The 24,839-nt window shown below is 69.1% G+C and carries 24 protein-coding genes; 4 read left to right on the forward strand and 20 right to left on the reverse strand.

Annotated elements, in window-relative coordinates; translation table 11 throughout:
• Positions 1-31: 31 nt before the first annotated feature.
• The 14 genes from ACF08M_RS13895 to ACF08M_RS13960 form a co-directional block, all read right to left on the reverse strand.
• Entirely contained in the window at positions 32-649 is a 618-nt protein-coding gene (locus ACF08M_RS13895; protein WP_392185458.1) for a hypothetical protein, read from the reverse strand.
• Positions 646-1,167, reverse strand: a complete 522-nt coding sequence (locus tag ACF08M_RS13900; RefSeq protein ID WP_392185459.1) for a hypothetical protein — start codon at positions 1,165-1,167, stop codon at positions 646-648. Before ACF08M_RS13900 ends, ACF08M_RS13895 begins: the two co-directional genes overlap by 4 nt.
• On the reverse strand, positions 1,164-2,426 hold the full coding sequence (locus ACF08M_RS13905) for an MCE family protein (RefSeq protein ID WP_392185460.1): 1,263 nt from the start codon (positions 2,424-2,426) through the stop codon (positions 1,164-1,166). The genes ACF08M_RS13900 and ACF08M_RS13905 overlap by 4 nt, the downstream gene beginning before the upstream one ends.
• Complete coding sequence (locus ACF08M_RS13910; RefSeq protein WP_392185461.1) at positions 2,423-3,577, reverse strand: MCE family protein; 1,155 nt, start codon at positions 3,575-3,577, stop codon at positions 2,423-2,425. Before ACF08M_RS13910 ends, ACF08M_RS13905 begins: the two co-directional genes overlap by 4 nt.
• Complete coding sequence (locus ACF08M_RS13915; RefSeq protein ID WP_392185462.1) at positions 3,574-4,692, reverse strand: MCE family protein; 1,119 nt, start codon at positions 4,690-4,692, stop codon at positions 3,574-3,576. The genes ACF08M_RS13910 and ACF08M_RS13915 overlap by 4 nt, the downstream gene beginning before the upstream one ends.
• A 1-nt stretch (position 4,693) precedes the next feature.
• Complete coding sequence (locus tag ACF08M_RS13920) at positions 4,694-5,713, reverse strand: MCE family protein (RefSeq protein WP_392185463.1); 1,020 nt, start codon at positions 5,711-5,713, stop codon at positions 4,694-4,696.
• Positions 5,710-6,741 (reverse strand): MCE family protein, encoded by a 1,032-nt coding sequence (locus tag ACF08M_RS13925; protein WP_392185464.1) that lies wholly within the window; start codon positions 6,739-6,741, stop codon positions 5,710-5,712. Before ACF08M_RS13925 ends, ACF08M_RS13920 begins: the two co-directional genes overlap by 4 nt.
• A complete protein-coding gene (locus tag ACF08M_RS13930) occupies positions 6,738-8,051 on the reverse strand; it encodes an MCE family protein (RefSeq protein ID WP_392185465.1) in 1,314 nt (437 codons plus the stop codon). Before ACF08M_RS13930 ends, ACF08M_RS13925 begins: the two co-directional genes overlap by 4 nt.
• Entirely contained in the window at positions 8,051-8,854 is an 804-nt protein-coding gene (locus ACF08M_RS13935) for an MlaE family ABC transporter permease (protein ID WP_392185466.1), read from the reverse strand. The genes ACF08M_RS13930 and ACF08M_RS13935 overlap by 1 nt, the downstream gene beginning before the upstream one ends.
• 3 nt (positions 8,855-8,857) lie before the next feature.
• On the reverse strand, positions 8,858-9,718 hold the full coding sequence (locus ACF08M_RS13940; protein ID WP_392185467.1) for an MlaE family ABC transporter permease: 861 nt from the start codon (positions 9,716-9,718) through the stop codon (positions 8,858-8,860).
• Positions 9,715-10,710: an ABC transporter ATP-binding protein gene (locus ACF08M_RS13945; RefSeq protein ID WP_392185468.1), complete on the reverse strand. Its 996-nt coding sequence runs from the start codon at positions 10,708-10,710 to the stop codon at positions 9,715-9,717. Before ACF08M_RS13945 ends, ACF08M_RS13940 begins: the two co-directional genes overlap by 4 nt.
• Before the next feature lie 561 nt (positions 10,711-11,271).
• The gene (locus ACF08M_RS13950) at positions 11,272-12,231 is read right to left on the reverse strand and encodes a hypothetical protein (protein ID WP_392185469.1); all 960 of its coding nucleotides are present in this window, start codon (positions 12,229-12,231) and stop codon (positions 11,272-11,274) included.
• Positions 12,232-12,384: 153 nt separating this feature from the next.
• Complete coding sequence (locus tag ACF08M_RS13955) at positions 12,385-13,797, reverse strand: DUF6801 domain-containing protein (RefSeq protein WP_392185470.1); 1,413 nt, start codon at positions 13,795-13,797, stop codon at positions 12,385-12,387.
• A gap of 192 nt (positions 13,798-13,989) precedes the next feature.
• Positions 13,990-14,637 (reverse strand): hypothetical protein, encoded by a 648-nt coding sequence (locus ACF08M_RS13960; RefSeq protein WP_392185471.1) that lies wholly within the window; start codon positions 14,635-14,637, stop codon positions 13,990-13,992.
• Positions 14,638-15,632: 995 nt separating this feature from the next.
• Between ACF08M_RS13960 and ACF08M_RS13965 the strand changes: the two genes are divergently transcribed.
• Positions 15,633-16,847, forward strand: coding sequence for a helix-turn-helix domain-containing protein (locus ACF08M_RS13965; RefSeq protein WP_392185472.1), 1,215 nt, complete (start codon positions 15,633-15,635; stop codon positions 16,845-16,847).
• A 213-nt stretch (positions 16,848-17,060) separates the two neighbouring features.
• Positions 17,061-17,330, forward strand: coding sequence for a hypothetical protein (locus ACF08M_RS13970; RefSeq protein WP_392185473.1), 270 nt, complete (start codon positions 17,061-17,063; stop codon positions 17,328-17,330).
• 263 nt (positions 17,331-17,593) lie between these two features.
• On the opposite strand, the gene ACF08M_RS13975 is transcribed toward ACF08M_RS13970, so the two are convergent.
• From ACF08M_RS13975 to ACF08M_RS13990, 4 genes are all read right to left on the reverse strand, one after another.
• Positions 17,594-18,043: a YchJ family protein gene (locus ACF08M_RS13975; protein ID WP_392185474.1), complete on the reverse strand. Its 450-nt coding sequence runs from the start codon at positions 18,041-18,043 to the stop codon at positions 17,594-17,596.
• Positions 18,044-18,541: 498 nt separating this feature from the next.
• On the reverse strand, positions 18,542-19,351 hold the full coding sequence (locus tag ACF08M_RS13980) for an SAM-dependent methyltransferase (RefSeq protein WP_392185475.1): 810 nt from the start codon (positions 19,349-19,351) through the stop codon (positions 18,542-18,544).
• A 112-nt stretch (positions 19,352-19,463) separates the two neighbouring features.
• On the reverse strand, positions 19,464-19,700 hold the full coding sequence (locus tag ACF08M_RS13985) for a DUF397 domain-containing protein (protein WP_392185476.1): 237 nt from the start codon (positions 19,698-19,700) through the stop codon (positions 19,464-19,466).
• The gene (locus tag ACF08M_RS13990; protein WP_392185477.1) at positions 19,700-20,560 is read right to left on the reverse strand and encodes a helix-turn-helix domain-containing protein; all 861 of its coding nucleotides are present in this window, start codon (positions 20,558-20,560) and stop codon (positions 19,700-19,702) included. Before ACF08M_RS13990 ends, ACF08M_RS13985 begins: the two co-directional genes overlap by 1 nt.
• 207 nt (positions 20,561-20,767) lie before the next feature.
• Between ACF08M_RS13990 and ACF08M_RS13995 the strand changes: the two genes are divergently transcribed.
• Entirely contained in the window at positions 20,768-21,220 is a 453-nt protein-coding gene (locus ACF08M_RS13995; RefSeq protein ID WP_392185478.1) for an ATP-binding protein, read from the forward strand.
• Complete coding sequence (locus ACF08M_RS14000; RefSeq protein ID WP_392185479.1) at positions 21,220-21,660, forward strand: hypothetical protein; 441 nt, start codon at positions 21,220-21,222, stop codon at positions 21,658-21,660. The genes ACF08M_RS13995 and ACF08M_RS14000 overlap by 1 nt, the downstream gene beginning before the upstream one ends.
• A 55-nt stretch (positions 21,661-21,715) precedes the next feature.
• On the opposite strand, the gene ACF08M_RS14005 is transcribed toward ACF08M_RS14000, so the two are convergent.
• Both ACF08M_RS14005 and ACF08M_RS14010 read right to left on the reverse strand, forming a co-directional pair.
• Positions 21,716-23,062, reverse strand: a complete 1,347-nt coding sequence (locus ACF08M_RS14005; protein ID WP_392185480.1) for a 6-phospho-beta-glucosidase — start codon at positions 23,060-23,062, stop codon at positions 21,716-21,718.
• A gap of 154 nt (positions 23,063-23,216) precedes the next feature.
• Complete coding sequence (locus tag ACF08M_RS14010) at positions 23,217-24,794, reverse strand: cytochrome P450 (RefSeq protein WP_392185481.1); 1,578 nt, start codon at positions 24,792-24,794, stop codon at positions 23,217-23,219.
• Positions 24,795-24,839 lie beyond the last annotated feature (45 nt).

Below are 24,839 nucleotides of genomic sequence, written 5' to 3' on the forward strand. Positions count from 1 at the left end.
TCCGTGTTGAGTTGGACGAGTGTGGGCTCTGCTATCTGGAGGTGATCTCGACGACGGTCCAGTGGCCGTCCCGCAGTTCGGCCGTGACGGAGAGCTGTGCCGCCGCCGTGGTGGCCGGCCTGCCTTCGCGTTCGTAGACCTGATCGAGGAAGACGAGGAGGTGGGCGCTGTCTTCCGTCAGCCGGGTCACTCCGGCGCGTACGACATGCGTGGTGAGCGTCAGCTTCTGGTCGGCGGCCTGCTTCTCGACCTGGCCGAACAGGGCCGCGTACTGCTGGAGTGCCTTGCCGGCCAGGAGTTGCTTCGCCGACTCCTTGGTGACACCGGTGGCCTGCGGGCTGTAGGAGAAGACCTTGCCGAGCGCGTTGCCGACATCGCCGACGACCCGGGTGGTCGCCGCGCTGTCGGTCAGGGCCCGGTTCGAGGCGGCGGGGGTGTCGCGCATCTGCCTGCCCGCGGCGAAGAGTCCGCCGCCCGCCGCGAGGAGTGCGACGACCAGTACCGCTGCCACGATGCGGGGCCACCGGCGACCGGACTCGGGCGGGTCCGTGCCGTCCTCGTCCGCGGCCGCGCCGGGTTCCGCCGTGTTCTCGACGGCCTCCGCGTCCACGTCCGTACTCACGGCCATCGTTCCTCCCCGCTCGTTCATGCGCCGCCCCCGACCGGAATCGCCGTGAGCGCCTTCACCTTCCAGCCGTCCGCGGTCCGGACGAGGGTGGCCTCGAAGCGCTTGCGTTCGGTGCCGCCCTTTCCGGTGCGCGGAGTGATGTCCACGTCGACGGTCGCGATGAGTTCCGCCGTACCGGTGCGCTCGTCGAGTGCGGTGAGCGCCGCGTCGGTGACCTTGCCCCGCGCGGTGGAACCGGACTTCGTCAGTGCGCTCGCGTCCTTGCTGCGGGTGCGCCCCAACTGGTCGTGCAGTGGCCCGGTCGACGAGTCGAGCCAGGCCCCGAGGCCCGCGTCGACGCTCCGGGCGTCCTTGCCGTCGAGGCTGTTCAGCCGGGCGAGGTGGCGTTCTCCGTCGGCCAGCGCGGCATCGCGGTTCTTCGCGTACGACAGGTCCTCGTCGCCGCGCGCGTCGGCGTACGACCAGCCGCCGAGTGCGCAGACCACCGCGGCGGCGAGCAGCACCGCCCAGCCGCTCAGGGTCTTCGTACGGGACGTCATGCGCCGCCTCCCTGTCCGAGTCCCAGCAGGCCGGCCATGCCGCCGGACGCCGGCGTGGCGTCCCCGGTGACACCGAGCGTGCCGGGGAGCCGGCCCGCCGCACCGTGTCCGAGGAGCATCGATCCGGGCCTGGCGGGTTCGGGCACGGCGCCGCCCTTCGGTGCGTTGGCGCTGCCCCGGACGTTGATGCCGGTGCCGGGCGACGAGGTGCAGCGGGCCTTGGTGTTGACGGGCGGCCCGGCCGAGGTGTCGAGACCGTTGCGGTACACCGTGGAGCCGTATCCGGCGGTGCAGGGCAGTGGTTCGAAGAAGGTGACCGACATGCCGAACCGGGCCCCGTTCTCGTCCACCGCGCTCGATCCCGCGGCCGCCACCGCGGGCAGTTTCACCAGGAGCTCCTCCAGTCCGCGCTGCCGGGTGACGGCGACCTCGGAGGTGGTGAGGAGGTTGGCGACGACGACGCCGAAGCTCGGGTCGAGGTCCCGCAGCACTCCGCTGATCTGGCCGGTCGCGCCGGGTGCGACCGCGATCAGCCTGCGCAGGTCGGCGTCGGATCCCTTGAGTTCGGCGGCCAGTTGCTCGGCGCCGGAGGCGAAGCCCTTGAGCGCCTCGCCCTGTTCGGCCTGGGTACGCAGCACGGTCTCGCCGTCGGCCAGCAGCCGGGTGTTGACGGGCAGCGCGTCGTCGGCCGCCCGCACGAAGTCGCTCCCGGTGTCCAGGAGGACCTGGAGATCGTCGCCGCGCCCTTCGAACGCGGTGCCGAACTCGTCGACGACCGTGCGCAGGGACTCCGGATCGACGGAGCGCGCCAGGTCGTTGACGCTGGTGAGGACGTTGGTGACGGGGGCGGGGACGGTGGTGTCCGCCTGGTCGATGACGGAGCCGTTCGCCAGGTACGGACCGTCGGTACGGGTGGGCCGCAGGTCGACGTACTGCTCGCCGACCGAGGAGAGGCTGGCGACGACGGCCTTGAGGCCGTCCGGAATCTTCGGGGCGTCCTTCTCGATGCGCAGTTCGGCCTCGACCCCGTCGTCGGTGAGCTCGATCGGCCCGACCCGGCCCACGGACACGCCTCGGTAGGTGACGTCGGAGTGGGTGTACAGCCCTCCGGTCCGCGGGAGCTGGACCGTGACGGTGTAGTAGCCGCGCATGCCGATGTAGCGGCCGAGGTCGGCGTACCGCACTCCGAGGTAGCCGAGGACGAGCACCGCGGTGATCAGGAAGGCGATGTTCTTCAGCCGGATGGCAAGGGTGATCACCGGCCGGCCTCCTTCGTGCCCGCCGTCGGTACCGGGGGAAGCGGCAGCGGCAGCTCCGGGCCGGAGTTCCTGCTCGCACCGCTCGCGGGGGGCGGGGTGGCATCCGGGTCGAGTGCCGGAATGATCTGTGTGCCGGGCATGGCCGTCACATCCAGGTAGACGTTGAGGTAGTCGCCCTTGACTCCGCGCAGCACCTCGTCCGTGAACGGGTAGGTGAGCAGCACCTGGAGGGAGTCCGGCAGATCGCGGCCGGAGTCGGCGAGCGCCTTGAGGCTGGGGGCGATGGCCTTGAGGTCGGCGACCATGTCGGCCTTGCTCCTGTTGATCGTGTCGACGGCGACGGTGGAGAGGGTGTCGAGCGAGCGGAGCATGGTGAGGAGCGAGCCGCGCTGTTTCTCCAGGACCTTCAGGCCGGGGCTGAGCCCGGTGAGGACCGTGCCGACATCCTGTTTGCGGGTGGCGAGGGTGGCGGAGAGCCGGTTGACGCCGTCGAGCGCGTCGGTGATGTCTCCCTTGTGGCCGTCCAGGTTCGTGACGAGGGTGTTGACCCGGTTCAGCATGGAGCGGACCTGGGGTTCCTGTCCGGCGAGTGCCTTGTTGAGTTCGGTGGTGATGGTCTTGAGCTGGTTGACGCCCCCGCCGTTGAGGAGCAGGGACAGGGCACCGAAGACCTCTTCGACCTCGGGGTTGCGGTTGGTCCGGGCCGGCGGGATCCGGTCGCCGTCGGCGAGCCGGCCCTTGGCGGTGCCGTTCGCCGGCGGTGCGAGCTGGATGTACTTCTCGCCGAGGAGGCTGGACTGTTCGAGGTGGGCGTAGGCGTTCCGGGGCAGTTCGACCTTGCCGTTGACCCGCATGGTGACCTCGGCGTTCCAGCCGCCGGGACTGAGCGAGATCCTGGTGACGCGGCCGACGGCGACGTCGTTGACCTTCACCGAGGACTGCGGGGCGAGGCTGAGCACGTCCGCGAACTCCGCGGTGATCTCGTACGGGTGGTCGCCGAGGTCGGCGCCGCCGGGCAGTGGCACCTGGTCGATGCCGGTGAACGACGGCAGGCCAAAGCCGGTGGCGACCAGCGCCAGGCCGACGCCCACCGCCAGCACCGCGACGACGCCGGTGGCGCGGGCTCCGGGTCTGCGGAGGGCCGGGCTCATCGGTGCGCCCCCTTCCTGTCCGTGGCGGTCTTCGCCGGGGTGCCGTAGACGGTGCCGACGGGCGGGAGCGGCAGGGCGGGCAGCGCCTTCTGCCGCGCGCCGTCCACCGGTGTCAGGCCCGCGAGCCCGGCGGCCGGGCCCTCGGTGAGCGGTCCGCCCATGGAGAGCTCGTTGAGGTTCGTACGGCCGTTGAGCGTGCGGTTCACCGGGTCGTAGGCGCTGACCACGTTGTCCGCGGCGAGCGGCAGCGTGTCCATCGACTCGGCGAGCGAGGCACGCTGGTCGACCAGGGTCTGGGTGAGCGGCACCAGGGCGTCCACGTTCGCCTTCAGGGCGCCGCGGTTCTTCTGGATGAAGCTCTTGACCCGGGCCAGGGCGGTGCCCAGTTCCTTCAGCGCCGCGCCGAGGTTCTCCTTGTCGTCGGCGAGGAACCCGGTGACGGAGTTGAGCTGCTGTTCCGCGGCGCGCACCTGGCCGTCGTTGTCCTTCAGCATGGTGGTGAAGGTCTGGAGATAGGACAGCGTGTCGAAGAGGTTTCCGCTGCTCCTGTCGAGGGTCTTGGTCGCCTTGCCGAACTGTTCGATGGAGTTCCCGATGGCCTTTCCGTTGCCGTCGAGGTTCTTGGCGCCGGTGTCGAGGAGACCGGAGAGCGCGCCGTCCGCGTTGGCTCCGTCGGGGCCGAGCGCCGTGGAGAGCTTGGTGATGGACTCGTACAGCTGGTCGACCTCGACGGGGGTGGCGTTGTTCGCGGCCGGCAGTACGGCGTTGTCCGCGATCTGCGGTCCGCCGTCGTACGCGGGGGCGAGCTGGATGTAGCGGTCGGCGACGAGGCTGGGGGCGACGACCACGGCGTGCGCCTCCTTGGGGACCTTGACGCCCTTGTCGACCCGCAGGCTGACCTCGACCTCGTTGCCGCGCGGGGTGACCGACTCGACCCGGCCGACCCTGACGCCGAGGATCCGCAGGTCCGAACCGGCGTACACACCGGTGGCCCGGTCGAAGTAGGCGGTGATGCTCGTGGTTCCCTCGTCGTCCATGGCCAGCACACCGGTGGTGGCCGCGACGGCCACGACGGCGAGTCCGGCGCCGATGCCGACGATGCGCGTGATTCTCATGTCAGCGGCCGCCTTGCTGCTGGGGTGGCATGCATCCGGTCGCCGGAGGTGTTCCGGCGGGCAGGTAGTTCTTCGGGACGACCCCGCAGACATAGTTGTCGAACCACCGGCCGCTGCCGAGGGTGTTGCCGACGAGCCGGTTGTACGAACCGGCGAGGGACAGCACCTTGTCGAGGCTCTTGCGGTTCTTCACCAGTACCGCGGTGACCCGTCCGATCGAGTCCAGGGTCGGCTTCAGCTGTTGGTCGTTGTCCTCGACGAGGCCGGTGAGCTGGGTGCCCAGGTTCCGGGTCCCGGTGAGCAGCAGATGGATGGAGTCGCGGCGTGCCTGGATCTCGCCGAGGAGCAGATTGCCGTCCTCCAGCAGGGTCTCGAAGCTGCTCTTCTTGTCGGCGAGCGTCCTGGTCAGCTGCTTGCTGCCGTTGAGCAGGGTGGCGAGCTGGGCGTCGCGTTCGGAGACCGTCCTGGAGAGGGCAGAGAGGCCGTCGGCCGCGCTCTTCACGTCGGGCGGGGAGTCCTTGAAGGTGGCGGAGATCGTCTCGAAGCTCTTGGCCAGCTGCCGGGTGTCGATCTCCCCGATGGTCTCGCCGAGTCCGTTGAACGCCTGGGTGACGTCGTACGGGGAGGTGGTGCGGCTCACCGCGATGCGTTCGTGCGGATCCTGCGGGGCGTCGCCCAGCGGGTCCACGGCGAGGTACTTCTCGCCCAGCAGTGTCTTGATGGCGATGCCCACGGTGGAGGAGTTGCCGATCCAGACGTCCTTCACCTCGAAGCTGACCTTCACCTTGGAACCGTCGAGCGCAACGCCGGTGACCTCGCCGACCTTCACTCCGGCGACCCGTACCTCGTCGCCCTCGTCGAGCCCGGCGGATTCGGTGAAGTCGGCGCGGTAGGTGGTGCCGCCGCCGATGAAGGGCAACGAGTCCGCGCGGTAGGCCGCCAGGCCGACAAGGGCGAGGACGAGCAGTCCGACGACGGCCACGGCGACGGGATTGCGTTCCCGCAGTGGTTTGATTCTCATGCCAGGCACCTCGGCTGGGTGATCGCGATGCCGGTGGGCGGGGCGCTGCCGTCCTCGGTCGTCACACCGCTGACCCTGGCCTCGCAGAGGTAGAGGTTGAGCCACGAGCCGTACGAGGCGAGGCGGCCGATCGCTGCCATCTTGGCGGGGGTCTTCCGCAGGAAGTTCTCGATCTGCGGTGTCCCCTTGCCCAACTGGTCCGAGAGCCGGCCGAGTTGCTTGATGTCGTCCGTGAGGGGCTTGCGTCCGTCGTCGAGGAGGTCCGCGGTGACGGTGGTGAGCGCGCCCATCGCGGTGACCGCCCGGCCGAGCGGTTTGCGGTCGCCGGAGAAGCCGGTGACGAGCTTCTGGAGCGTGACGACGAGGTCGCTGAAGCCGGCCTCGCGGTCGTTGACGGTCTTCAGGACCGTGTTGAGGTTCTTGATCACCTCGCCGATCACCTTGTCCTTCGCGGCGACCGTGCCGGTCAGCGAGCCGACGTGCTGGAGGATGCTGTCGACGGTGCCTCCCTCGCCCTGGAGCACCTGGACGATGGAGCCCGCGAGCTGGTTGACGTCCGGTGGGGAGAGCCCTTCGAAGAGCGGCTGGAAGCCGTTGAAGAGCTGGGTGAGGTCGAGCGCGGGGGTGGTGCGGGAGAGCGGAATGGTCGCCCCGGCGGCGAAGCTGCGGCCGACCGGCCCGGCACCCTGGTCGAGGTCGATGTACCGCTGGCCGACCATGTTGAGGTACTTGATCGAGGCGGTCACCGAGGCGGGCAGCCTGCGTCCTTTGCGGACGGCGAAGCCGACCTCGGCGAGCCGCCTGTCGGCCACCTCGATGGACTCGACCTGCCCGACCTCGACCCCGGCGATCCGGACGCTGTCGCCGACGACCAGTCCGGTGACATCGGTGAACCTCGCCCTGTACGTGGTGGTGTCACCGACCCCCGTGTTGGCGATGGACAGGGCGAGGACCGTGGTGGCCAGCACGGTCACCAGGATGAAGGCGATCGATTTCGCGAGCGGCCCGGCGAGGGAGCGGCGCTTCACTTGAGCTTCACCTCCGTACCGCGGAAGGCCGGACCGATGAGCACGCTGCTCCAGTCGGGCAGGGTCTGCGGCTGGACTTTCAGTGAGGGAGCGACCAGCTCGTTGACGAGCCGGCTCTCCTGCGGGGAATTGGGCATGCCGAGGGCGGAGCCCCGGTCCGAGGGCGCGCCGTCGGCGGGTTCGGCGGCGCGTGGGGTGCCCGCCGGGGCGACGGCCTCGGCCGTACGGGCGTCCGCGGTCGGTACGGTCCGGCCGACGTAGGGCACGGAGTAGCAGTGCGGCCCACCGGTCGCGTCGTACACCGGGGTGTCCTTGCCGGGCACGTACTTGCCCTTGGACTTCACGCTCTTGACGGTGACATGGAGTCCCGGCCGGCTGGTGCCCTTCCCGAGCGCCTTGTCCATGGCCGGGACGAAACCGGCCATGGTCCGCAGGGTGCAGGGGAATTCGTCCGCGTACCGTGCCAGCAGTTCCAGCGTGGGCCGGCCCGTGGCCGAGAGCCGGATCAGGTTGTCCTTGTTCTCCTGGAGGAACGAGGTGATGTCCTGCGCGGAGGCGGTCGTGGAACCGTACAGGTCGGCGAGTTCCGCCTCCCGTTCGGCGAGGGTGCCGCTGGTGGTGGTGAAGTCGGTGAGCGCGTCGAGGACATCGGGGGCCGCGTCCCCGTACACCTTGCTCACCTTGACGAGTTCCTTGATGTCGGCGTTGAGCGTGGGCAGTTGGGGGTTGAACTTCTTCAGGTGGGCGTCGAGCGTGAGGAGGGTGTCGCCGAGTTTCTCGCCGCGTCCTTCGAGTGCCTGGGAGACCGCGCCGAGGGTGGCGGCGAGCTTCTCCGGCTTGACGGCGGTCAGCAGCGGCAGGACGTTGTCGAGGACCTCCTCCAGCTCGATGGCGTTGCTGGAGCGGTCCTGCGGGATGACGGCCCCGGCCCGCAGGGACTGCGTGGACGGCATCTCGGGCGGTACGAGTGCCACGAACCGTTCCCCGAAGAGCGTGGTGGGCAGCATCTGGGCGGTCACGTCGGCCGGGATGCGGTCGAGCTTGCCGGGCTCGATGGCGAGGGTGAGCCGGGCCCCGTCCCCGTCGGCCGAGATCGCGCGGACCTGCCCGACGACGACGCCGCGCAGCTTCACATCCGCGTTGTCGTGCATCTCGTTGCCGACGCTGCCGGTGCGTACGGTCACGGTGGCGTCGTCGGTGAAGTCCTTGTTGTACACCGAGACCGCCACCCAAACGAGGACGGCGGGCACGAGGAGAAAGGTGACTCCGGCGAGTCTGCGGCGGACGGTCTGTGTCCGGTGTGCGCGCATCAGCCGGCCACCTTCACCGTCGTCGTGGCGCCCCAGATGGCGAGCGAGAGGAAGAAGTCGGTGACGCTGATGAGCACGATGGCGTTGCGCACCGACCGTCCGACGGCCACCCCCACCCCGGCGGGCCCGCCCGTGGCGTGGAAGCCGTAGTAGCAGTGGGCGAGGATCACCATCACGCTGAAGATCAGCACCTTGAGCACCGACAGCAGCACGTCGTCCGGGGAGAGGAAGAGATGGAAGTAGTGGTCGTAGGTGCCCGCGGACTGGCCGTTGAACAGGATCGTGACGTAGCGGGACGCGAGGTACGAGGAGAGCAGCCCGACCGCGTACAGCGGGATGATCGCGACGACTCCGGCAATGATCCGGGTGGTGACGAGGTACGGCATCGACCGCACGCCCATCGCCTCCAGGGCGTCGACCTCCTCATTGATCCGCATCGCGCCGAGCTGGGCGGTGAAGCCCGCCCCGACGGTCGCGGAGAGCGCGAGTCCGGCGACGAGCGGGGCGATCTCACGGGTGTTGAAGTAGGCGGAGATGAAGCCGGTGAACGCGGAGGTGCCGATCTGGTTGAGGGCGGCGTAACCCTGGAGGCCGACGACCGTGCCGGTGAAGAGGGTCATCGCGACCATCACACCGATGGTGCCGCCGATGACTCCGAGACCGCCGCTGCCGAAGGCCACTTCGGCCAGCAGTCGCTGGACCTCGCGCAGGTAGCGGCGCAGCGTCCGTGGAATCCAGATCAACGCACGTACATAGAAGGTGAGTTGTTCACCTGATCGATCGAGCCGGCTGAGCATCGGCATGGGTCAGCTCCCCTTCGCGGGGACGATGTGGAGGTAGATCGCCGTGAGGACCATGTTCACGAAGAACAGCAGCATGAAGGTGATGACCACGGACTGGTTGACCGCGTCACCGACGCCCTTGGGGCCGCCGCGCGGGTTGAGTCCCCGATAGGCGGCGACGATGCCCGCGATGAAGCCGAAGAGCAGCGCCTTGACCTCGCTGATGTAGAGGTCGGGGAGCTGGGCGAGGGCGGAGAAGCTGGCGAGGTAGGCCCCGGGGGTGCCGTGCTGCAGGATCACGTTGAAGAAGTAGCCGCCGAGTGTGCCGACCACGGAGACCAGGCCGTTGAGCAGAACGGCCACGAGCATGGTGGCGAGAACACGCGGGACGACGAGGCGCTGGATGGGCGAGACGCCCATCACCTCCATGGCATCGAGTTCCTCGCGGATCTTCCGCGAGCCGAGGTCCGCGCAGATGGCCGAGCCCGCCGCACCGGAGATCAGCAGCGCCACGATGATGGGGCTGGCCTGCTGGATGACGGCGAGGACGCTGGCGCCGCCGGTGAAGGACTGGGCGCCGAGCTGCTGGGTCAGCGAGCCGACCTGGAGGGCGATGACCGCGCCGAACGGGATGGAGACGAGCGCGGCGGGCAGGATGGTGACGCTGGCGACGAACCAGAACTGCTCGATGAACTCCCGTATCTGGAAGGGTCTGCGGAAGATCTCGCGGCTCACGGTCCCGGCGAGGGAGAACAGCTTCCCGGTCTCGCGCAGCGGGGCCAGCAGCCGCGTCGAAGGCCCCTGCTCCGGGGGCTTGCGCGGGCCCGCGCCGGGCCCGTCGGCCGTGGGCGGCCCGGGGGGCCGCACCGGCATGGGGGCGGTCACGGTCGCCCACCGCCCGCGGCCGGGGCGTAGCTCTTCATGATGGCCGTGCGGGCGGCCTCCGGCAGCCGGCCCATCATCGACAGGACCCGTTCCCGGCGGCGCAGGGCGGCCTGCCGTACGGGCATGCCGGGCGACGGCTCCAGCTGCGGTACGACGGTGCGCGGGGCGTTGGCCGAACTGATGCCGGCCCCGTAGCCGTTCACCTCCTCGGCGGCGAGAGTGGCGGCGTCCTTCTCCTCGGCCATCCCGATGGGGCCCTCGCGGCGTCCCGCGAGGAACTGGGAGACGACCGGCTCATCGCTGGTGAGCAGCACCTCGCGTGGCCCGAAGGTGACGAGGTTGCGGCGGAAGAGCATGCCCATGTTGTCCGGGACGGTGGCCGCGATGTCGAGGTTGTGGGTGACGATGAGCATCGTCGCGTCGATCTGCGCGTTGAGATCGATGAGCAGCTGGGAGATGTAGGCGGTACGGACCGGGTCGAGTCCGGAGTCCGGTTCGTCGCAGAGAATGATCTGCGGATCCAGGACCAGGGCACGGGCCAGTCCGGCACGTTTGCGCATGCCGCCGGATATTTCACCGGGCAATTTGTCCTCGGCACCGAGCAGACCGACGATGTCGATCCTTTCCATGACGATCCGGCGGATTTCCGATTCCTTCTTGCGAGTGTGCTCACGCAGCGGGAAGGCGATGTTGTCGAAGAGCGACATCGAACCGAAGAGGGCACCGTCCTGGAACATGAGCCCGAAGAGCTTGCGGGTCTCCATGATCTCGCGCTCGGGGCTGTTCACCATGTCGACGCCGTTGATGAGAACGCACCCCTGCTCGGGCTTCAGCAGGCCGATGATGGATTTCAGGAAGACGGTTTTTCCGGTGCCGGAAGGCCCGAGCATCACACTCACCTCACCGGCGGGAAGTGTGAGAGTGACGTCCTGCCAGATGTTCTGTTTGCCGAAGGACTTCGTGAGGCCTTCGACGACTACTTCGATTCCCATCGGCCCTCCTTCGAAGTTGTTGTGAACGAAGTCATCTGTCAGCGCTCCGGCTCTGATACATCCATGGGCGGCTCGTCACACGTGCACCAGGAGGCGCACGCTATGTCCGCCAAAACCGCCAGGACAAGCCGTTGAACAGCGGAAATCGACGAACCAGGTGCTCGACGTGGATCACTTGTCACCGAGTGACAAAGTCAGGCACCGGCTTTGTCGAAATCTGCGCAAGGTCTCCGGCGTGCAGTCTGGATCCCGTGGCCGATGGGGGCCGGAGCCGCGACGACTCCAGGTGCACCGAACGAGCAGCCACGGATAGGTTTCCGCGCTGCTCAACTGGGACGCTACGGCTCGGTAACCAGCCTTAGCAATACCGGCTACTGAACTTTTTACCGGGTGCTCGACGGCCACTTGCTTTTTGTACGCGGGTGAGCAAAAGACGTCACGCACTTGTCGATAAGTGAGTCCTTGGCATGCGTCCGCCCCGCCCGGAAAAGAACTCCGGGCGGGGCGGACGACAGCGGAGATTCCCGTGTCCTGCGGAAAGGGGGCGGACCGGGAAATCGCCTACCGCACCACTCCCGCGTGCCAGTTCTCCGAGAGCAGCCGGCCGGCGTCGGGCACCGCCGCACCCGGCGAGGTCAGGCCCGCCGTGTACGTGGCGGTGTCGTTGAGCACCAGGTTGTTGTTCCCGGACGCCGACGGCAGCGCGGTCTTCAGGTTGACCGCCCAGTTGAGCTCGCCGAGGGTCAGGGGGCCGCAGCCGCTCACCCCGGGCACGGCGAAGGAGCTGTCCCCCTGGGCGTTCCCGGTCAGCGCGACCCTGTTCAGCACCCCCCTGGTGTTCGGTGTGCCGTTGGCGTCGAAGCGCTGGCCGGCCAGTGCCGGCGTCGTGAGGTTCTGCGGGCGCAGCACCACCGGGTCGGAGGTGGTTCCGATGTAGCACTTCGACCCGAGGAACGGATTCTCCAGGTGGATCCGGACCGGGATGTCGACGATCGGCTTGCCCCCGGTCATCCCGGCGGTCAGATCGAAGTTGCTGGGGGTGCCCGCCGACTGCACGGTGGCGACGACCCGGTTGAGGCTGTTGTCCGTCAGCTGTCGGCAGATGTCCGAGATCACCGGAATCCCGTTGGGGCACATGAGGCCGAGCAGACCGCCGGGAATCTCGGTGGGGGCTCCGACGATGGCTCCGCCCGCGGGCGCCACGATCCTGGAGACGCCCGTCGTCGCGTTGCGGACGACACCGAACTGGAGGTCGTTCGCGCCCGTCGTCGCCTGGGTGTTGCCGAGCTTGATGGACCCGCTCCCGGAGTGCGAGGCCACGCATATCGCGATCTCCGCCTGGCCGTCCGCGGCCAGCATGGCGGGGTCGTCGACCGGGCATCGGGTGAACGGGGCCCAGTTGCCGCCCATCTCCTGGGCGGAGGCGGCGCTCGCCGGTGACGTGCTCAGGGGAATACCGACGGCCACCGCCACCAGGGCGCCGAAAAGAGCGGGCCTGACACGTCTCGGGGCAGCACTCATTGATGGTCCAGCCTTTCTGGAGAGGGGTGGGGCGGACGAGGGCCTGCCCGGCGGATCGGGGCCGGACAGCCCGTGGAGTTCTGTGAGCTCTGTGAGCTCGGGGAGCTCGGGCAGCTCGGGGAGCTCAAAGAACTCCGGGAGCTCCGGGTGGGATCAGCGTTCCGGCCGGGGCCTGGGCGGCTCGGGGCAGTTCGCCGGGACCCCGTCCACACACAGGGCTCCCTGCGTCATCTTGGTGTAGTTGCCCTTTCCGGAGACCGCCGCGGTGAATACGTTGTCGAGGTCCTCCGTCACACCGCAGCCCGTGAATTCCGGAATATCGGCGGTCCCGATGAGCGGTCCACCGGTCATGACCGTGTAGCCCTCCGCCGCCGGGTTCCTGCCGGTGGAACCCTTCCCGGTCAGAACGAGCTTCATGGGCCGGGCCGTGCGGCAGTCGGGGCCCACGTCCAACGGCGTGCCGTTCACCTTCACGTCGTAGAGGCGCACGCTCATGTTCGAGATCGCCGTCGTCGTTTCGGGACGGCGTCTGGTGACGGGGTCCGGACCTTCGGAAAGGGTGTCGATGGTGGTGGGTCCCACGAGTTCGAGTTCCACCGTGGCCGTCGTCGGCATGAAGCCGAAGGTCAGAAATGTGGACCGGGCCGGCGGCATCTGCGCCTTCCCCCGGTAGTCCAGCGTCGCCGATGACTTGAGCCAGGTCAGACTGCCCTTGGGGCAGGTGTAGGCGGCGGTCGCCGAGTTCAGCTGCAGCCTGAGGTGGCCCGGCTCCCTGAAGGCCATCGCGGCATTCTGCTTCTTCACGTTCGAGTAGCCGGCCATGTATCCGTGCGCCGCTCTCGGCGGGTTGTCCACCGGCCCGTAGACGAGGGTGCAGCCCGGGGGTATCGGCACATGGGGCCCGTCGGCACCGGCCCCGGCTCCCGGCGCAGCGCTCCGAGGGTCCGCCGACAGCCCTCGCTCCCACGGCAGTTCCGGAGTCGCCGGTGCGGCCGGGAGGTCCCCGGCAGGAGCGGGAACGCGGACGCCGGCGAGTTCCGGCTCCTGGTCCGCATCCACCGTGCAGGAGACGGTCAGGGTCACCGGCTCGGCCGTGGTCCTGTCGGCCGACCGCAGAGTCAGATCCATGTCCAGCCGGTCTGCCGCGAACACCAGGTCACCGCTCGAACGCGGCGTCACGGTCGGAACCTCACCCGCGGCCCTGATCACCACGTCCTCGTCCGGGGCGACGGAGGATTCCGCGATGTCCAGGCCCTGCCACATCACGGTGGTCGGCACGCCGTGCTGCGTCACGGTGGTCGCCAGCCGGGCGGAACCCGAGAGCCGAGGAGTGCCGCCCGACGATGGTTCCCCCAGCATCGCCCGTGGCACGGTCAGTTCGAGATGCACGTTCTCTGGCTGGACCTCGACTCCTACGCCGGAAGTCGACGGCAGTTCGGCGGAGACGGTGACATCGGTCCGGTCCTCTCCGGAGGGAAAGGCGCAGGTGTAACCGATGTCCTTCTCGACCACACGGGTGTCGCTCGCCACACCCGTACCGGGCATGAATCCGGCCAGAAGTGCCATGGCACCGACGGCACCGACCTGCACCACTCGCGGCGGGCGACTCGTCCTTGATCTCATCTCGGCAACCTGCCGTCGTCTCGGAGCTGACTGGTCATCTGGTGCAGCGGCCTGTCGTCGGTCGGCTCCGGACGGGAGCTGCGTGCCGGAGACCTCTCCGGCACGCAGCTCGCGGCCATCGCACCGACTACCGGCTCACGGGGAGGTCACGGTGAGGGGCTGGGCCAGCTTGTAGGTCGCCGAGAACTGAGCGCTGTCCCCGTTGTTCATCAGCGAGGCACAGTTGCTCACGTTCGAGATGCTGAGGCCCGTGCCGTTGGTGATCGACAGCTCACCCGTGGCGTTGTTGTACTTGGCGTTGCTGGCGGAGCCGGAGATCGTGGCCTTGCAGACACCGAACAGCGTGTCGCCGGTGATCGTCACACTCACGTTCGCCAGGCTGCCCGAGGTGACCCCACCGCTGTAGCTGCTGGCGTTGAGGCTGATCGGGCCGTTCGCCACGGCGCTGAACGCGGATCCGAGCGGGCCGTCGCAGGGGTCGCTGACGGCGTCACCCCATTTGGCCGAGGCGATCAGCGCGAGGTTGTTCCCGTCCGGGTGCACACCGTTGGTGGCGGTGCCGCTCGCGGTGGCCGAGTAGCAGGTCACGGACTGGTTGGTGGTCAGGTCGAGCAGGTCGGCCGTCGCCCCGGCCTTCAGGACCGCCGAGAACGAACCGTTCGCATTCGGATTACTGACGGTCCACTGGGACTGCGCGGTGGCCGAGGCCGAGGTGGCGGCCAGGCCGAACGCGGCAGTGGCGACGGCGGTGGCGAAGAGGGAACGCTTGATGATGCTTCTCACGGAAAAGCCTCCGAGGGGAGTGGAGTCGGACGTACCCGATTACCCCGTTCCGCACCCGGCAATGGGCTCGGCACGAGGGCGGCTCACATCGTGGATCGCAGAAGTCCATGGACTCGACTGCGTGATCGAACTCCGTGCGGATCGAACGTTACGAGCCAGTAGCCCAGCGCTGCAATACCCGGCACAGAAATTCCCTCACCCTCTCGATAACGGCATTCCGGCTTAGCGAGAACTCAGCAGATCGCCACGGTTTTCTATACGAAAGTGAGCAGTTGTGCCGGGGCCACGTACCCGGAGGGCCGCCGGACACTCACCTCGGGCGCACTCGTCACCGGCGGGCCGCACCGCCACAGCCCGCGTACCCGCCGGTAAGATCGTCCGCGCAGCGGCCGAATGCGGTCCGGGTGCACCCCGCCGCACCGCTTTCGAACCGCGCGGAGCCCCGGCGGGCCGGACCCTATTATTCCGCACCGCAGGCGGCTGGTGATTTTTCCATTTCCCCGAGAGGGACCCAAGAGTTGTCCCCGAATCGCGAAGATTCCGTCTCCCGATGAAAACTGCTTCAGCGCCATGGCCCGAAACGCATTCTTCCTCCTCGGGTTCGGCACACGGGGCGACGAAAGGAGACCAGGACCGCGGCACCGGCACGCGGCAGCACGGAATGTGCCCCGGCAGTCCCGGACCCGGCCAACGCCCCGGACAGAGGCAGGCCCCCACAGCCCGGCGGGCATGACCCGGAGCCGCTTCCTTGTCGCCACAGGAGTAGATGTCCGAAAAACATTGTCCTGAAGTGAGCACTCCCGCCCCACCTGCACGGAAGCCTGACAACGCGGCCGAGATATGCGTCCCATGCACTTCGATCTCTCCCAAGTGGTGGGCACAACAGCTCACTTGGTCTATCTTCATCGCGGACTTGGTACGCACCTGTCGGTCCGTGGGAGCGCTTTCCCCACCGCCTGACCCCCCACCGGGCGCCGGAGAGCAAGGGGACAGTCATGCCGAAACTCATTCAGCCGTCGGACACGGGGGATCCGCTGGGACCGCTCCCTCAGGAATTCGCCGCGATCATGCGGCCCGAACTGCCGAGCCTCATCAAGGAGATCGGCGTCGAGGTCACCCGGGCCTATCCGGAATACGCTCGACTGCTCGGCGGCCCCAACGGACAGGCCATCCGCGTCGGCGTCGAACAGAGCCTCTCCTCGTTCGTGGACCTGGTCGCCGAACCGTCCACGTCGACCTCGTTACGCGACGACATGTGCCGCCGGTTCGGACGATTCGAGGCATACGAGGGCCGCACCATGGAGACGCTTCAGGGCGCCTATCGTCTCGGCGCCCGGGTCGCCCTGCGCCGGGCCAAGAAGGTCGGCCGGAGTCACAACTTCTCGCCGACGCTCATGCTCAGTTTCGCCGACGCGCTCTTCGCCTACGTCGACGAGCTCGAATCCCTGTCCCGGGAAGGCTTCCTGGAGGCGCAGTCGCAGACCGGTGAGCAGATCGAGGCCATGCGCCGACGCCTGCTGCATCTGATCCTCGCCGGGCGCCCCGCGCCCCGTACCGCCATCGCCGAACTCTGCGAGCAGACCGGATGGGCGCTGCCCGAGCAGGTCACCCTGGTCGCCGCCCGCTCCCCCGTCGGCCTGGACCGGGCGGTGGCGGACCGGGACGTCCTGGCCGATCTCAGCGACCCGCAACCGCACCTACTGATCCCCGGTACATTCGACGACGCCCGAAGACACATGCTGGACGAGGCCCTTCTCGGCACCCGTGCCGCGATCGGCCTGACCGTTCCCACCGCCCTGGCCTCGGACTCGATCCGCTGGGCCCGGCGCGTCCTCGAGCTCGTCGACACGGGCGTCATCGACGACGCGCCCGTGATCCTCTGCGAAGACCACCTCATCACCCTGTGGCTGCTCTCCGACCCGGTCCTGGTCGACCAGCTCGCCCAGCGCGAACTCGCACCGATCTCCGGAATCAGCGCCACCCGGAGGGAGCGGCTGGTCGAGACCCTGCGGATCTGGCTGGACACCCGTGGCACCGCGGCCCACATGGGCGAGCTGCTGGATGTCCATCCGCAGACGGTTCGCTACCGGATGCGCAATCTGGAGTCCATCTTCGGCGAGCAACTGACCGATCCCGCGAGCCGGTTCTCCACCGAGGCCGTGCTGCGTGCGCTCCAGTTGCGGGCCCGGAGCGACGAATCGACGCCCTGATACGGCTTCTGTCCGGATCACGGCCCTCGTCACGAGTCAACTTACTTACGGGTAAGGCGAAATAGCCGGTCACTCTCAAAACGGTTGCCACACGGAGACGTCCTCGGCGCGAAACCCGGATCTGCGTCCCGTACACATGGAGGAGTCCGCCGCCCACCCGGTGGCCGGACCACGACACCACCTCCTGGCCAACCATCCGAGAGGGAAACCCGCATGACCGCCTCCCACCTCCTCGTCCCCGTACCGATCCCGGACCGGGTCGCCGCGCTGATCGGGTCCTGCATCCCGCCGCACATCCTGCAGGCGGAGTTCGACGCCGAGTGCGCCACACGCGAGGTGCGCAGTTTCCGCGGCCCGCGGCTCTGCGTCGAGGACCAGGCCGACCGTGAGCTGGCACTCTCCGAGCTGGCCCGTGCCAACAAGGTCCTGGCCGCGCACCACCCCGGGCTGCCGGTGCGCCCCGACGTCGGCTGGTGGTCGTGAACTCCCCCGCCCCGTCCTTGAAGACCCGTTCCACGTCCTCGTACCGGGAGACGAGGTAGCTGTGGGCCGCCCTGGACCAGACGATCGTCGGTACGGCGCTGCCGACGATCGTCTCGGACCTCGGCGGCGCCGCCCATATGTCCTGGGTGGTCACCGCGTATCTGCTCGCCGAGACGGTGGCGGAGGACCTGGCGCAGGAGCTCTCGCCGCAGAAACCGCGGGTGGTGGCCGCCCTCTGACCGCGCCCCGCCACGCGGACCCGGTCAGTCCGCGAAGACCGCGGCCGCGTACACCCAGGCGCCCTCGTACCGGACGAAACGGCTCTTCTCGTGGAGCGAGCCGGGCCGCCCGTCGTCCGTGTAGTGCGCGCGGAAGGTGACCGTGCCCGTGGTGTGGAACGCGCTGCCGTCCGTCGTCTCCAGGATCTCCAGGCGCACCCAGCGCATCCCGGGGTCGAAGTCGACGGCGGGCGGCCGGGTGTCGGGGTGCCAGGTGCGGAGCAGGTACGCCTCGTCCCGGACGACGAACGCGGCGTACCGGGAGCGCATCAGCGCCTCGCAGGTCGGTGCGGCATGGGTCCCGGCGTGCAGGCGGCCGCAGCAGTCCGCGTAGGAAGCGGGCAGGCCGCAGGGGCACGGCGAGTTCGGGGTGACCGCGAAGGGCCGCGTTCCGGTGGTGGCGGACCGCCTCGGTCGTGTGGTGCGTCGTGACATGCCTCCATTGTCACCCGCGGTCCGGGCCTGGCGCCGTCCGGTACGCCGTCGGTGGGCGGCCGGCACAACGAGGCCCCGGGCAGGTGGACGCGACGACCGGTCACGAGCTGGGCAGCTGAAGGCGCTGCCGTCCAACGGGGTCGACATCGTGGCGGACCCCGGGCCGGAGTCCCGCCGATGGAGATCACCTAGGGCCTTTCGTTTGGATCATGCCGGGCTCGCGGGGCCTGGCACGCACTCCCCCAAGGCCTTAAGGGCCAGGGGGGACCCCCCTCCGCGTTGTCGTCACTCGCCAGGGCTCCTTCCCCAAGCTCTCGGCTCCGTTCGAGCAGGGGAGACCCCATCCGACTCCCTCCTCCGCCTTGCGATCGCACGCACCAGGTCCCGCTCCCTGATCCGGCCTGATCCAAACGAAAGGCCCTAGCTGACCCACGCCGAACGCCGCGTTCGGGATGTCTTCCCGCGCGGCGTTCTATCGGCTTCCCCGGTGCCGGGTGGTCAGACCTTGCGGGCCACGCCCGCGTAGCCCGGGATCGGCTCGTCGCCGGGGACGTCGACGGCCTCGCCGAGCTCCGGGTGCCAGTCCGCGGAGAGCGAGACGCCCGGCTCGACGAGTTCGAGCCCGTGGAAGAACGTGGTGAATTCTGCCTGGGAACGGAGGCGCAGCGTCATCCCGCGCGCCTTGTACATGGCCGACGCCTTCGCCGCACTGTCCGGGTCGAAGTCCCCGGTGGTGTGCGAGAGGACCAGGTAGCTCCCGGAGGGGAGCCGCTCGACCAGGCGGTCGACGAGTTCGGCCGCGCCGTCCTCGTCATCCAGGAAGTGCAGCAGGGCCAGCAGCGAGAGCGCGACAGGCTTGTCGAAGTCGAGTACCCGACCGGCCTGGTCGAGGATGGCCTCCGGTTTGCGGGCATCGGCCTGGATGTACTCGGTGGCGCCCTGCGGGGTGGAACGCAGCAGGGCCGCAGCGTGCGCGAGGACGATCGGGTCGTTGTCGCAGTAGACGATGCGCGACTCCGGGGCGGTCCGCTGGGCGATCTGGTGGAGGTTCGGCTCGGTGGGTATGCCGGTGCCGATGTCGAGGAACTGGCGGATGCCGTTCTCGGCCAGCCACCGGGTGGCCCGGTGCATGAAGGCCCGGTTGACCCGGGCCATGTCACGTCCTCTGGAGTCGAGGGCCAGCAGCTGCTGGGCCATCTGTTCGTCGACCGGGTAGTTGTCCTTGCCGCCGAGGAACCAGTCGTACATCCGGGCGGGATGCGGTTTGCTGGTGTCGATCTCGACGGCTCGGGGGTCGTGCCCGGTCATAGCGCGCTCCAGGGGTCCATGGTCGGCGAACAACAAGAGTGTGGGGCGGTACGGGCTCCGGCGCTGCGGATTCGGGTGAGAAGGCCGTCGCTCCGGTGAGCGGGCCGCTGATTCAGGTGAGGAGGAAGTCCGCCTGACCGGACTTGGCGCCCTGGATGAAGGCGGCGATCTCATGGGGGGCATAGATGAGAGCGGGCCCGTCGGGATCGGCGGACTGGCGCACTGCAATTCTTCCGTCGGACAGCTTCATGGCTTCGACGCAGTTGCCTCCGTTCCCTCCGCTCCACGGCTTGTGCCAGCCCTCGGTGCCGAGTTCGGCGGCCGGCATGCCGTTGTATATGGGTTCCATCACAGCTCCTTGCGGAAGTCCCGGAGGATTTCCTTCGTGCGTTGTGCAGTTGCGGCCTGAGCCGCCATGCGGTCCATGACTTCGAGGTAGGAGGCCACCTCGGGGCGGGCGTCGAAGTAGACGGCTCCGGTCAGGTACTCGCTGTAGACCATGTCGGGGAGTTCGGGGACGCCGAAGCGGAAGAGAACGAAGGGGCCGTAGGTGCCCGGGTGGTGACCGGTCGAGAATTCCGCGATCTGCAGCGTCACATGGGTCATCTCGGTCGCTTCGAGCAGCCGGTCGATCTGCCCGCGCATGGCATCGACGCTGCCGACGGGGCGGCGCAGCACCGTCTCGTCCATCACCACCCACAGTTTCGGGGCGTCGGGCCTGGTCAGCAGTGACTGGCGCTGCATCCGCAGCGCCACGTGGCGTTCGATGTCCTCGGGTCTGGTCTGGCCGACGGCTCCGGTGCGCATCACCGAGCGCGCGTAGTCCTCGGTCTGCAGCAGTCCGGGGACGAAGTGCGGCTCGTACATGCGCAGGAGGCTCGCGGCACCCTCCAGACTGACGTACATGCTGAACCAGTCGGGCAGCACGTCGTGGAAGCGCTGCCACCAGCCGGGTTTGTTGGCCTCCTCGGCCAGTTCCACGAAGGCGTCGGCCTCGTCGTCGGCGATCCCGTACGCCTTCAGCAGCAGCTGGACATAAGGGATCTTGAGAGCGACCTCGGCGGTCTCCATCCTGCGTATCGTCGCAGGTGCGACCCGCAGCACCTTGGCAGCCTGGTCGCGGCTCAGGCCGACACGCTCCCGCAGATCCTGCAGGCGCTTGCCGAGAACGACCTGACCCACGGTCGGGGCGGACCGCGGTTCGCTCACTTCAGACCTCCCGATGCGCTGTTTGGCAGCAGTGTGCCATGCGCGGGCCGTCCACGACATAGTCACTCTGAAATTTTCAGAGTGCCCCTTGCCAAGTGTTCTCGACAGGGGGAAAGTTGGTGAGTGAACCAGTTCACGTAGTCACAACCGTCGCCATTCGCATGGACTGACGGAGTGTGACGCAGCCCCCACTGTGAGGAATCGGTTGTGGCACCTGGCAGCGCGCTCATCCCCCGGCTCATGGACCTCAGACCCGGGACGGAAGCGCTCCGGTACTGCTTCGCGCTGCCCGCGCGCCCCGAGTCGGTCGCCGGTGCGCGGCGGCTGACGCGGGCCCGGCTCGACGAGTGGCGGCTGGACGAGGACGCGCACGAGGCGGCGATCCTGATCGTCTCGGAGCTGTTCACCAACGCGGTGGTGCACACCATGAGCGCTCGCGTCGTATGCGAGCTGCGATGCCTGGACAGACGACTGCGGATAGCCGTACAGGACCAAGGACACCAGCCCGGCGGGCCACAGCTGTGCCGCACCGCCGATGACGAGCACGGTCGCGGCCTGCTGCTCGTCGACGCGATGAGCAGCTCCTGGGGTTCCCGCGGCGCGGGCAACGGCTCGGGGCGCATCGTCTGGGCAGAACTACCGCACGGCACGGAGCGCTGATGCTGAGAAACGCGATGTCCCATCTGCTCGGAGCACGGCGCTCCCACAGGCCCGGCCGCGCCACCGGCACGGGCACCGTGCAGTTGCCGCTGCCACCCGCGTTGTCGGCGAGCCTGGGCTGCGACGCGGTGGGGGTCCCTGCACGGTACGGCTTCCGGCTGATGTCTCATCTGCCACGCACCGGTTGTGTCTTCGCCGACGCCGACCGCTGGTGGTGGATCGTGCCCGCGGGTTCCGACCTCGATCTCGACTGGCCCCCACAGGTCGCCTATGCGAAGGGGGCGTTCGTTCCGGCGGTACGGCCCCGGCTGATCCACCATCCCGACGAGCGCACTCCGTACACCCCGCCGATCCCGCTCTTCCTGATGGTCTGCCAGGTGACCGGTGTGACGCCGTCGTGGGCACCGTCCGGCGGCGAACGCGCGGTCTCCACCACCTGACAGCCCGGCCGCCGCACACGAACGGCGAACGGCGAACGGCGAACGACGAACGACCCTAGGGCCGGTTCAGGTAGGCGAGTGCGGGATGGACCTTCAGGTATCCGTCGAGGAGGCGTCGGGCCACCGTCACCGAGTCGACCAGCGGGTGCAGCGCGAAGGCCTTCACGGCGGCGGCGCGTGAGCCGCTCTCCGCCGCGTCCAGCACGGCGCGTTCGACCGCCTTGACCGCGGTGACCAGACCGACGGCATGGTACGGAAGCGGGTCGACGGCGACGGGATGGGCACCGTTCGCGTCGACGAGGCACGGCACCTCGATGACCGCGTCCGCGTCGAGCACGGAAAGCGTCGTCCGGTTGCGGACGTTGAGGATCAGCGAGGTCCGTTCGTTGCGGGCGACGGCCCGCATGAGGGCGAGCGCCACCTTCTCGTAGCCGCCGGACTCCAGATCGCTCTCGTCCCGCTCGCCGACCCCGGCGACCTCCCGGTTCTCCGACATGTAGGTGGCCTCGCGTTCGGCACGGGTGTGGTCCCAGGCCCGCAGCGCGGGGACGGCAGGGTCCTTCATCCGGGCGTAGAACCCCTCCTGCTGCTCGCGGAGAAAGGCGCCACGGGTCTGCTCGGCGTCCTGGTAGGCGCGTACGGCTTCCCGGTTGAAGTAGTAGTAGTGCAGATACTCGTTGGGGACGGCGCCCAGCGACCGCAGCCAGTCGGCGCCGAAGAGCCGCCCCTCTTCGAAGGAGCCGAGGAGAGCCGGGTCCGCCAGCAGCCGTGGCAGCTCGTCGCGGCCGTCGGCACACAGTCCGCGGACCCAACCCAGATGGTTGAGGCCGACGTAGTCGATCCGGGCCCGGTCGGGGTCAACGCCGAGCACCCGGGCGATCCGGCGGCCGAGGCCCACCGGGGAGTCGCAGATGCCGATGACCCGGTCGCCCAGGTAACGGGACATGGCCTCGGTGACCAGCCCCGCCGGGTTGGTGAAGTTGATGACCCAGGCGTCCGGGGCGAGCCTCGCGATGCGCTGCGCGAGGCCGACGGCGACGGGCACGGTGCGCAGCCCGTACGCGATGCCGCCCGCGCCGACCGTCTCCTGGCCGAGTACGCCTTCGTCGAGGGCGACCCGTTCGTCTGCCGCCCGGCCTTCGAGGCCACCGACGCGGATCGCCGAGAAGACGAAGTCGGCGCCGCGCAGCGCTTCGTCGAGCTCGGTGGTGGCGTTGACGGCGGGGGCGTCCGGAACGTTCGCGGCCTGGTCACCGAGGACCCTGGCCACGGCGGTGAGCCGGTCGGCGTCGGTGTCGTAGAGCGTGACCGCGGTGACGCGGCCCTCGGCATGATCGGCGAGCAGCGCCCCGTACACGAGTGGAACCCGGAATCCGCCGCCGCCCAGAATTGTCAGCTTCACGCTTCCGCATGGTACGGGGACCGGACCGGGTCCGGGCGGCTCCGGGCGGCGGCTCCCACCCGGCGCCCACGACGTCCGGCCCGGTGGCCGTGGACCCGCGGGCCCATGGCCACCGGGCCGCCTGCCGGATCCGTCCCCGCCCCGTCGGGCCGGGTCAGTCCCCGCTCCACCAGCGCGAGACGGCACGCCACAGCCGCGCCGGCGGGGTGTCGCCGCGCTGCTGCGGGATCCGCCCGGTGGCGGACTGCTCGGCGGGGGCGTGTTCGGGCTCGCCGGCGGCCGTCCCCGTGGGCGTCGCACCCGTGCTCGTGGCGCCGGGCGCCGCGGCCGGGGTGGGACCGGGAGTACGGCCGGGTGTGGGAGCGGTATGCCGGACCGTCGGCTGGACCTCCCAGTCCTGGCGCTGGGGGTTCGGCCTGCCCATGGACGGCGGTTCCCTGTCGTCCTGCGGCGGACGCGCCGCGAAGTCCGCCGGAAGCTCCACCAGATGCCGGCCCATGAAGTTCCCGATCCAGCTCAGCTCGGTCTCGTCGACGGCGAGTTCGAGGTCCGGAAGGCGCATCAGCAGGGCGTCGACGCCGACGTCGGCGATGGCGCGTCCGATGTCCTGCCCGGGGCATTCATGGGGGCCGCCGCTGAACGCGAGGTGGGCCCGGTTGCCCTCCATGTCGGCCTTGAGATCGGGTCGTACCACCGGATCGGTGTTGGCCGGTGCGATGCCGACGATCAGTGCGTCGCCCGCCCTGATCTGCTGGCCGCCCAGCTCGGTGTCGCCGACGGCCCAGCGTCCGAAGACCGCGGTGAACGGCGGTTCGTCCCACAGCGTCTGCTCGACCGCTTCGGGCACCGTCATGTGTCCGCCGCTGAGCCTGGCCCGGAACCGGGGGTCGGTGAGCACCACACGCAGTACGTTGGCGATCAGGTTGACGGTCGACTCGTAGGAGGCGATGAGGACCAGTCGCAGATGCTCGCTGACCTCCTGGTCGTTCATTCCCGCCGGATGCTCGACGAGCCAGGTGGCGAAGTCGTCCGCGGGCTCGCGCCGGCGGCGTCGGACGAGCCGGGTCAGGGCGTCGAGGACGTAGGTGTTGCTCGCGACGGCGGTGGCCGTGCCCCGGGTCATGTCACGGGCGGCCTGCACCATCCGGTCGTTGTACTCCTCGGGCATGCCGAGGATCGCGCACATCACCATCATCGGCAGCCGTTCGGCGAACTGACCGACCAGATCGACGCGGCCCTCCTGACAGAAGTCGTTGACGAGCCGGTTGCTGTAGCGGTTGACGTGACGGCGCACCCCGCGGGTGTCGATGCGGCCCATGCTGTCGGTGACCGCACCGCGCTGGCGCTCATGCGTGGCGCCGTCGGCGAAGGCACAGATCGGCTGCCAGGTGAAGATCGGGGCGAGCGGGTGGTCCGGTGCGACGCTGCCGTCCTGCAGCGCCCGCCACCGGCGCGAGTCGCGGGAGAACTGCGAGGGGGTCCGGGTCATGTGCAGGTTCTCGCTGTGCCCGAGGACCAGCCAGGCGGGCACGTCTCCGTGCAGCAGTACGGGCGCCACGCTGCCGTGTTCGGCGCGCAGTTTGTCGTACAGCCCGTGGGGGTCCCGCTCGGCCTCCGGGCCGTAGAGCCGGCGTAGTCCGCCGGGGCCGATGCCGAGGCCGTGGGCCGGGCATTCGGGGGGCGGAACCGGCCCTCGGGCCGCTCCGGGCTCGTAGTGGAATGGGGTTGTCACGATCGCTCCAGGGATCAGGATTCCAAGGACCAGACGGATGGGGCG

It is taken from the genome of Streptomyces sp. NPDC015032, assembly GCF_043080425.1.
Classification (GTDB): domain Bacteria; phylum Actinomycetota; class Actinomycetes; order Streptomycetales; family Streptomycetaceae; genus Streptomyces.

Excerpts from the sequence above, each read along its gene's own strand:
- ACF08M_RS13985 (WP_392185476.1), bottom strand. The coding sequence starts at position 19,700 with ATGGAACCCATATACAACGGCATGCCGGCCGCCGAACTCGGCACCGAG.
- ACF08M_RS13920 (WP_392185463.1), bottom strand. The coding sequence starts at position 5,713 with ATGAGAATCAAACCACTGCGGGAACGCAATCCCGTCGCCGTGGCCGTC.
- ACF08M_RS13950 (WP_392185469.1), bottom strand. The coding sequence starts at position 12,231 with ATGAGTGCTGCCCCGAGACGTGTCAGGCCCGCTCTTTTCGGCGCCCTG.
- ACF08M_RS13910 (WP_392185461.1), bottom strand. The coding sequence starts at position 3,577 with ATGAGCCCGGCCCTCCGCAGACCCGGAGCCCGCGCCACCGGCGTCGTC.
- ACF08M_RS13915 (WP_392185462.1), bottom strand. The coding sequence starts at position 4,692 with ATGAGAATCACGCGCATCGTCGGCATCGGCGCCGGACTCGCCGTCGTG.
- ACF08M_RS13935 (WP_392185466.1), bottom strand. The coding sequence starts at position 8,854 with ATGCCGATGCTCAGCCGGCTCGATCGATCAGGTGAACAACTCACCTTC.
- ACF08M_RS14000 (WP_392185479.1), top strand. The coding sequence starts at position 21,220 with ATGCTGAGAAACGCGATGTCCCATCTGCTCGGAGCACGGCGCTCCCAC.
- ACF08M_RS13945 (WP_392185468.1), bottom strand. The coding sequence starts at position 10,710 with ATGGGAATCGAAGTAGTCGTCGAAGGCCTCACGAAGTCCTTCGGCAAA.
- ACF08M_RS13895 (WP_392185458.1), bottom strand. The coding sequence starts at position 649 with ATGAACGAGCGGGGAGGAACGATGGCCGTGAGTACGGACGTGGACGCG.
- ACF08M_RS13970 (WP_392185473.1), top strand. The coding sequence starts at position 17,061 with ATGACCGCCTCCCACCTCCTCGTCCCCGTACCGATCCCGGACCGGGTC.
- ACF08M_RS13965 (WP_392185472.1), top strand. The coding sequence starts at position 15,633 with ATGCCGAAACTCATTCAGCCGTCGGACACGGGGGATCCGCTGGGACCG.
- ACF08M_RS13980 (WP_392185475.1), bottom strand. The coding sequence starts at position 19,351 with ATGACCGGGCACGACCCCCGAGCCGTCGAGATCGACACCAGCAAACCG.
- ACF08M_RS13955 (WP_392185470.1), bottom strand. The coding sequence starts at position 13,797 with ATGGCACTTCTGGCCGGATTCATGCCCGGTACGGGTGTGGCGAGCGAC.
- ACF08M_RS13930 (WP_392185465.1), bottom strand. The coding sequence starts at position 8,051 with ATGCGCGCACACCGGACACAGACCGTCCGCCGCAGACTCGCCGGAGTC.
- ACF08M_RS13975 (WP_392185474.1), bottom strand. The coding sequence starts at position 18,043 with ATGTCACGACGCACCACACGACCGAGGCGGTCCGCCACCACCGGAACG.
- ACF08M_RS13900 (WP_392185459.1), bottom strand. The coding sequence starts at position 1,167 with ATGACGTCCCGTACGAAGACCCTGAGCGGCTGGGCGGTGCTGCTCGCC.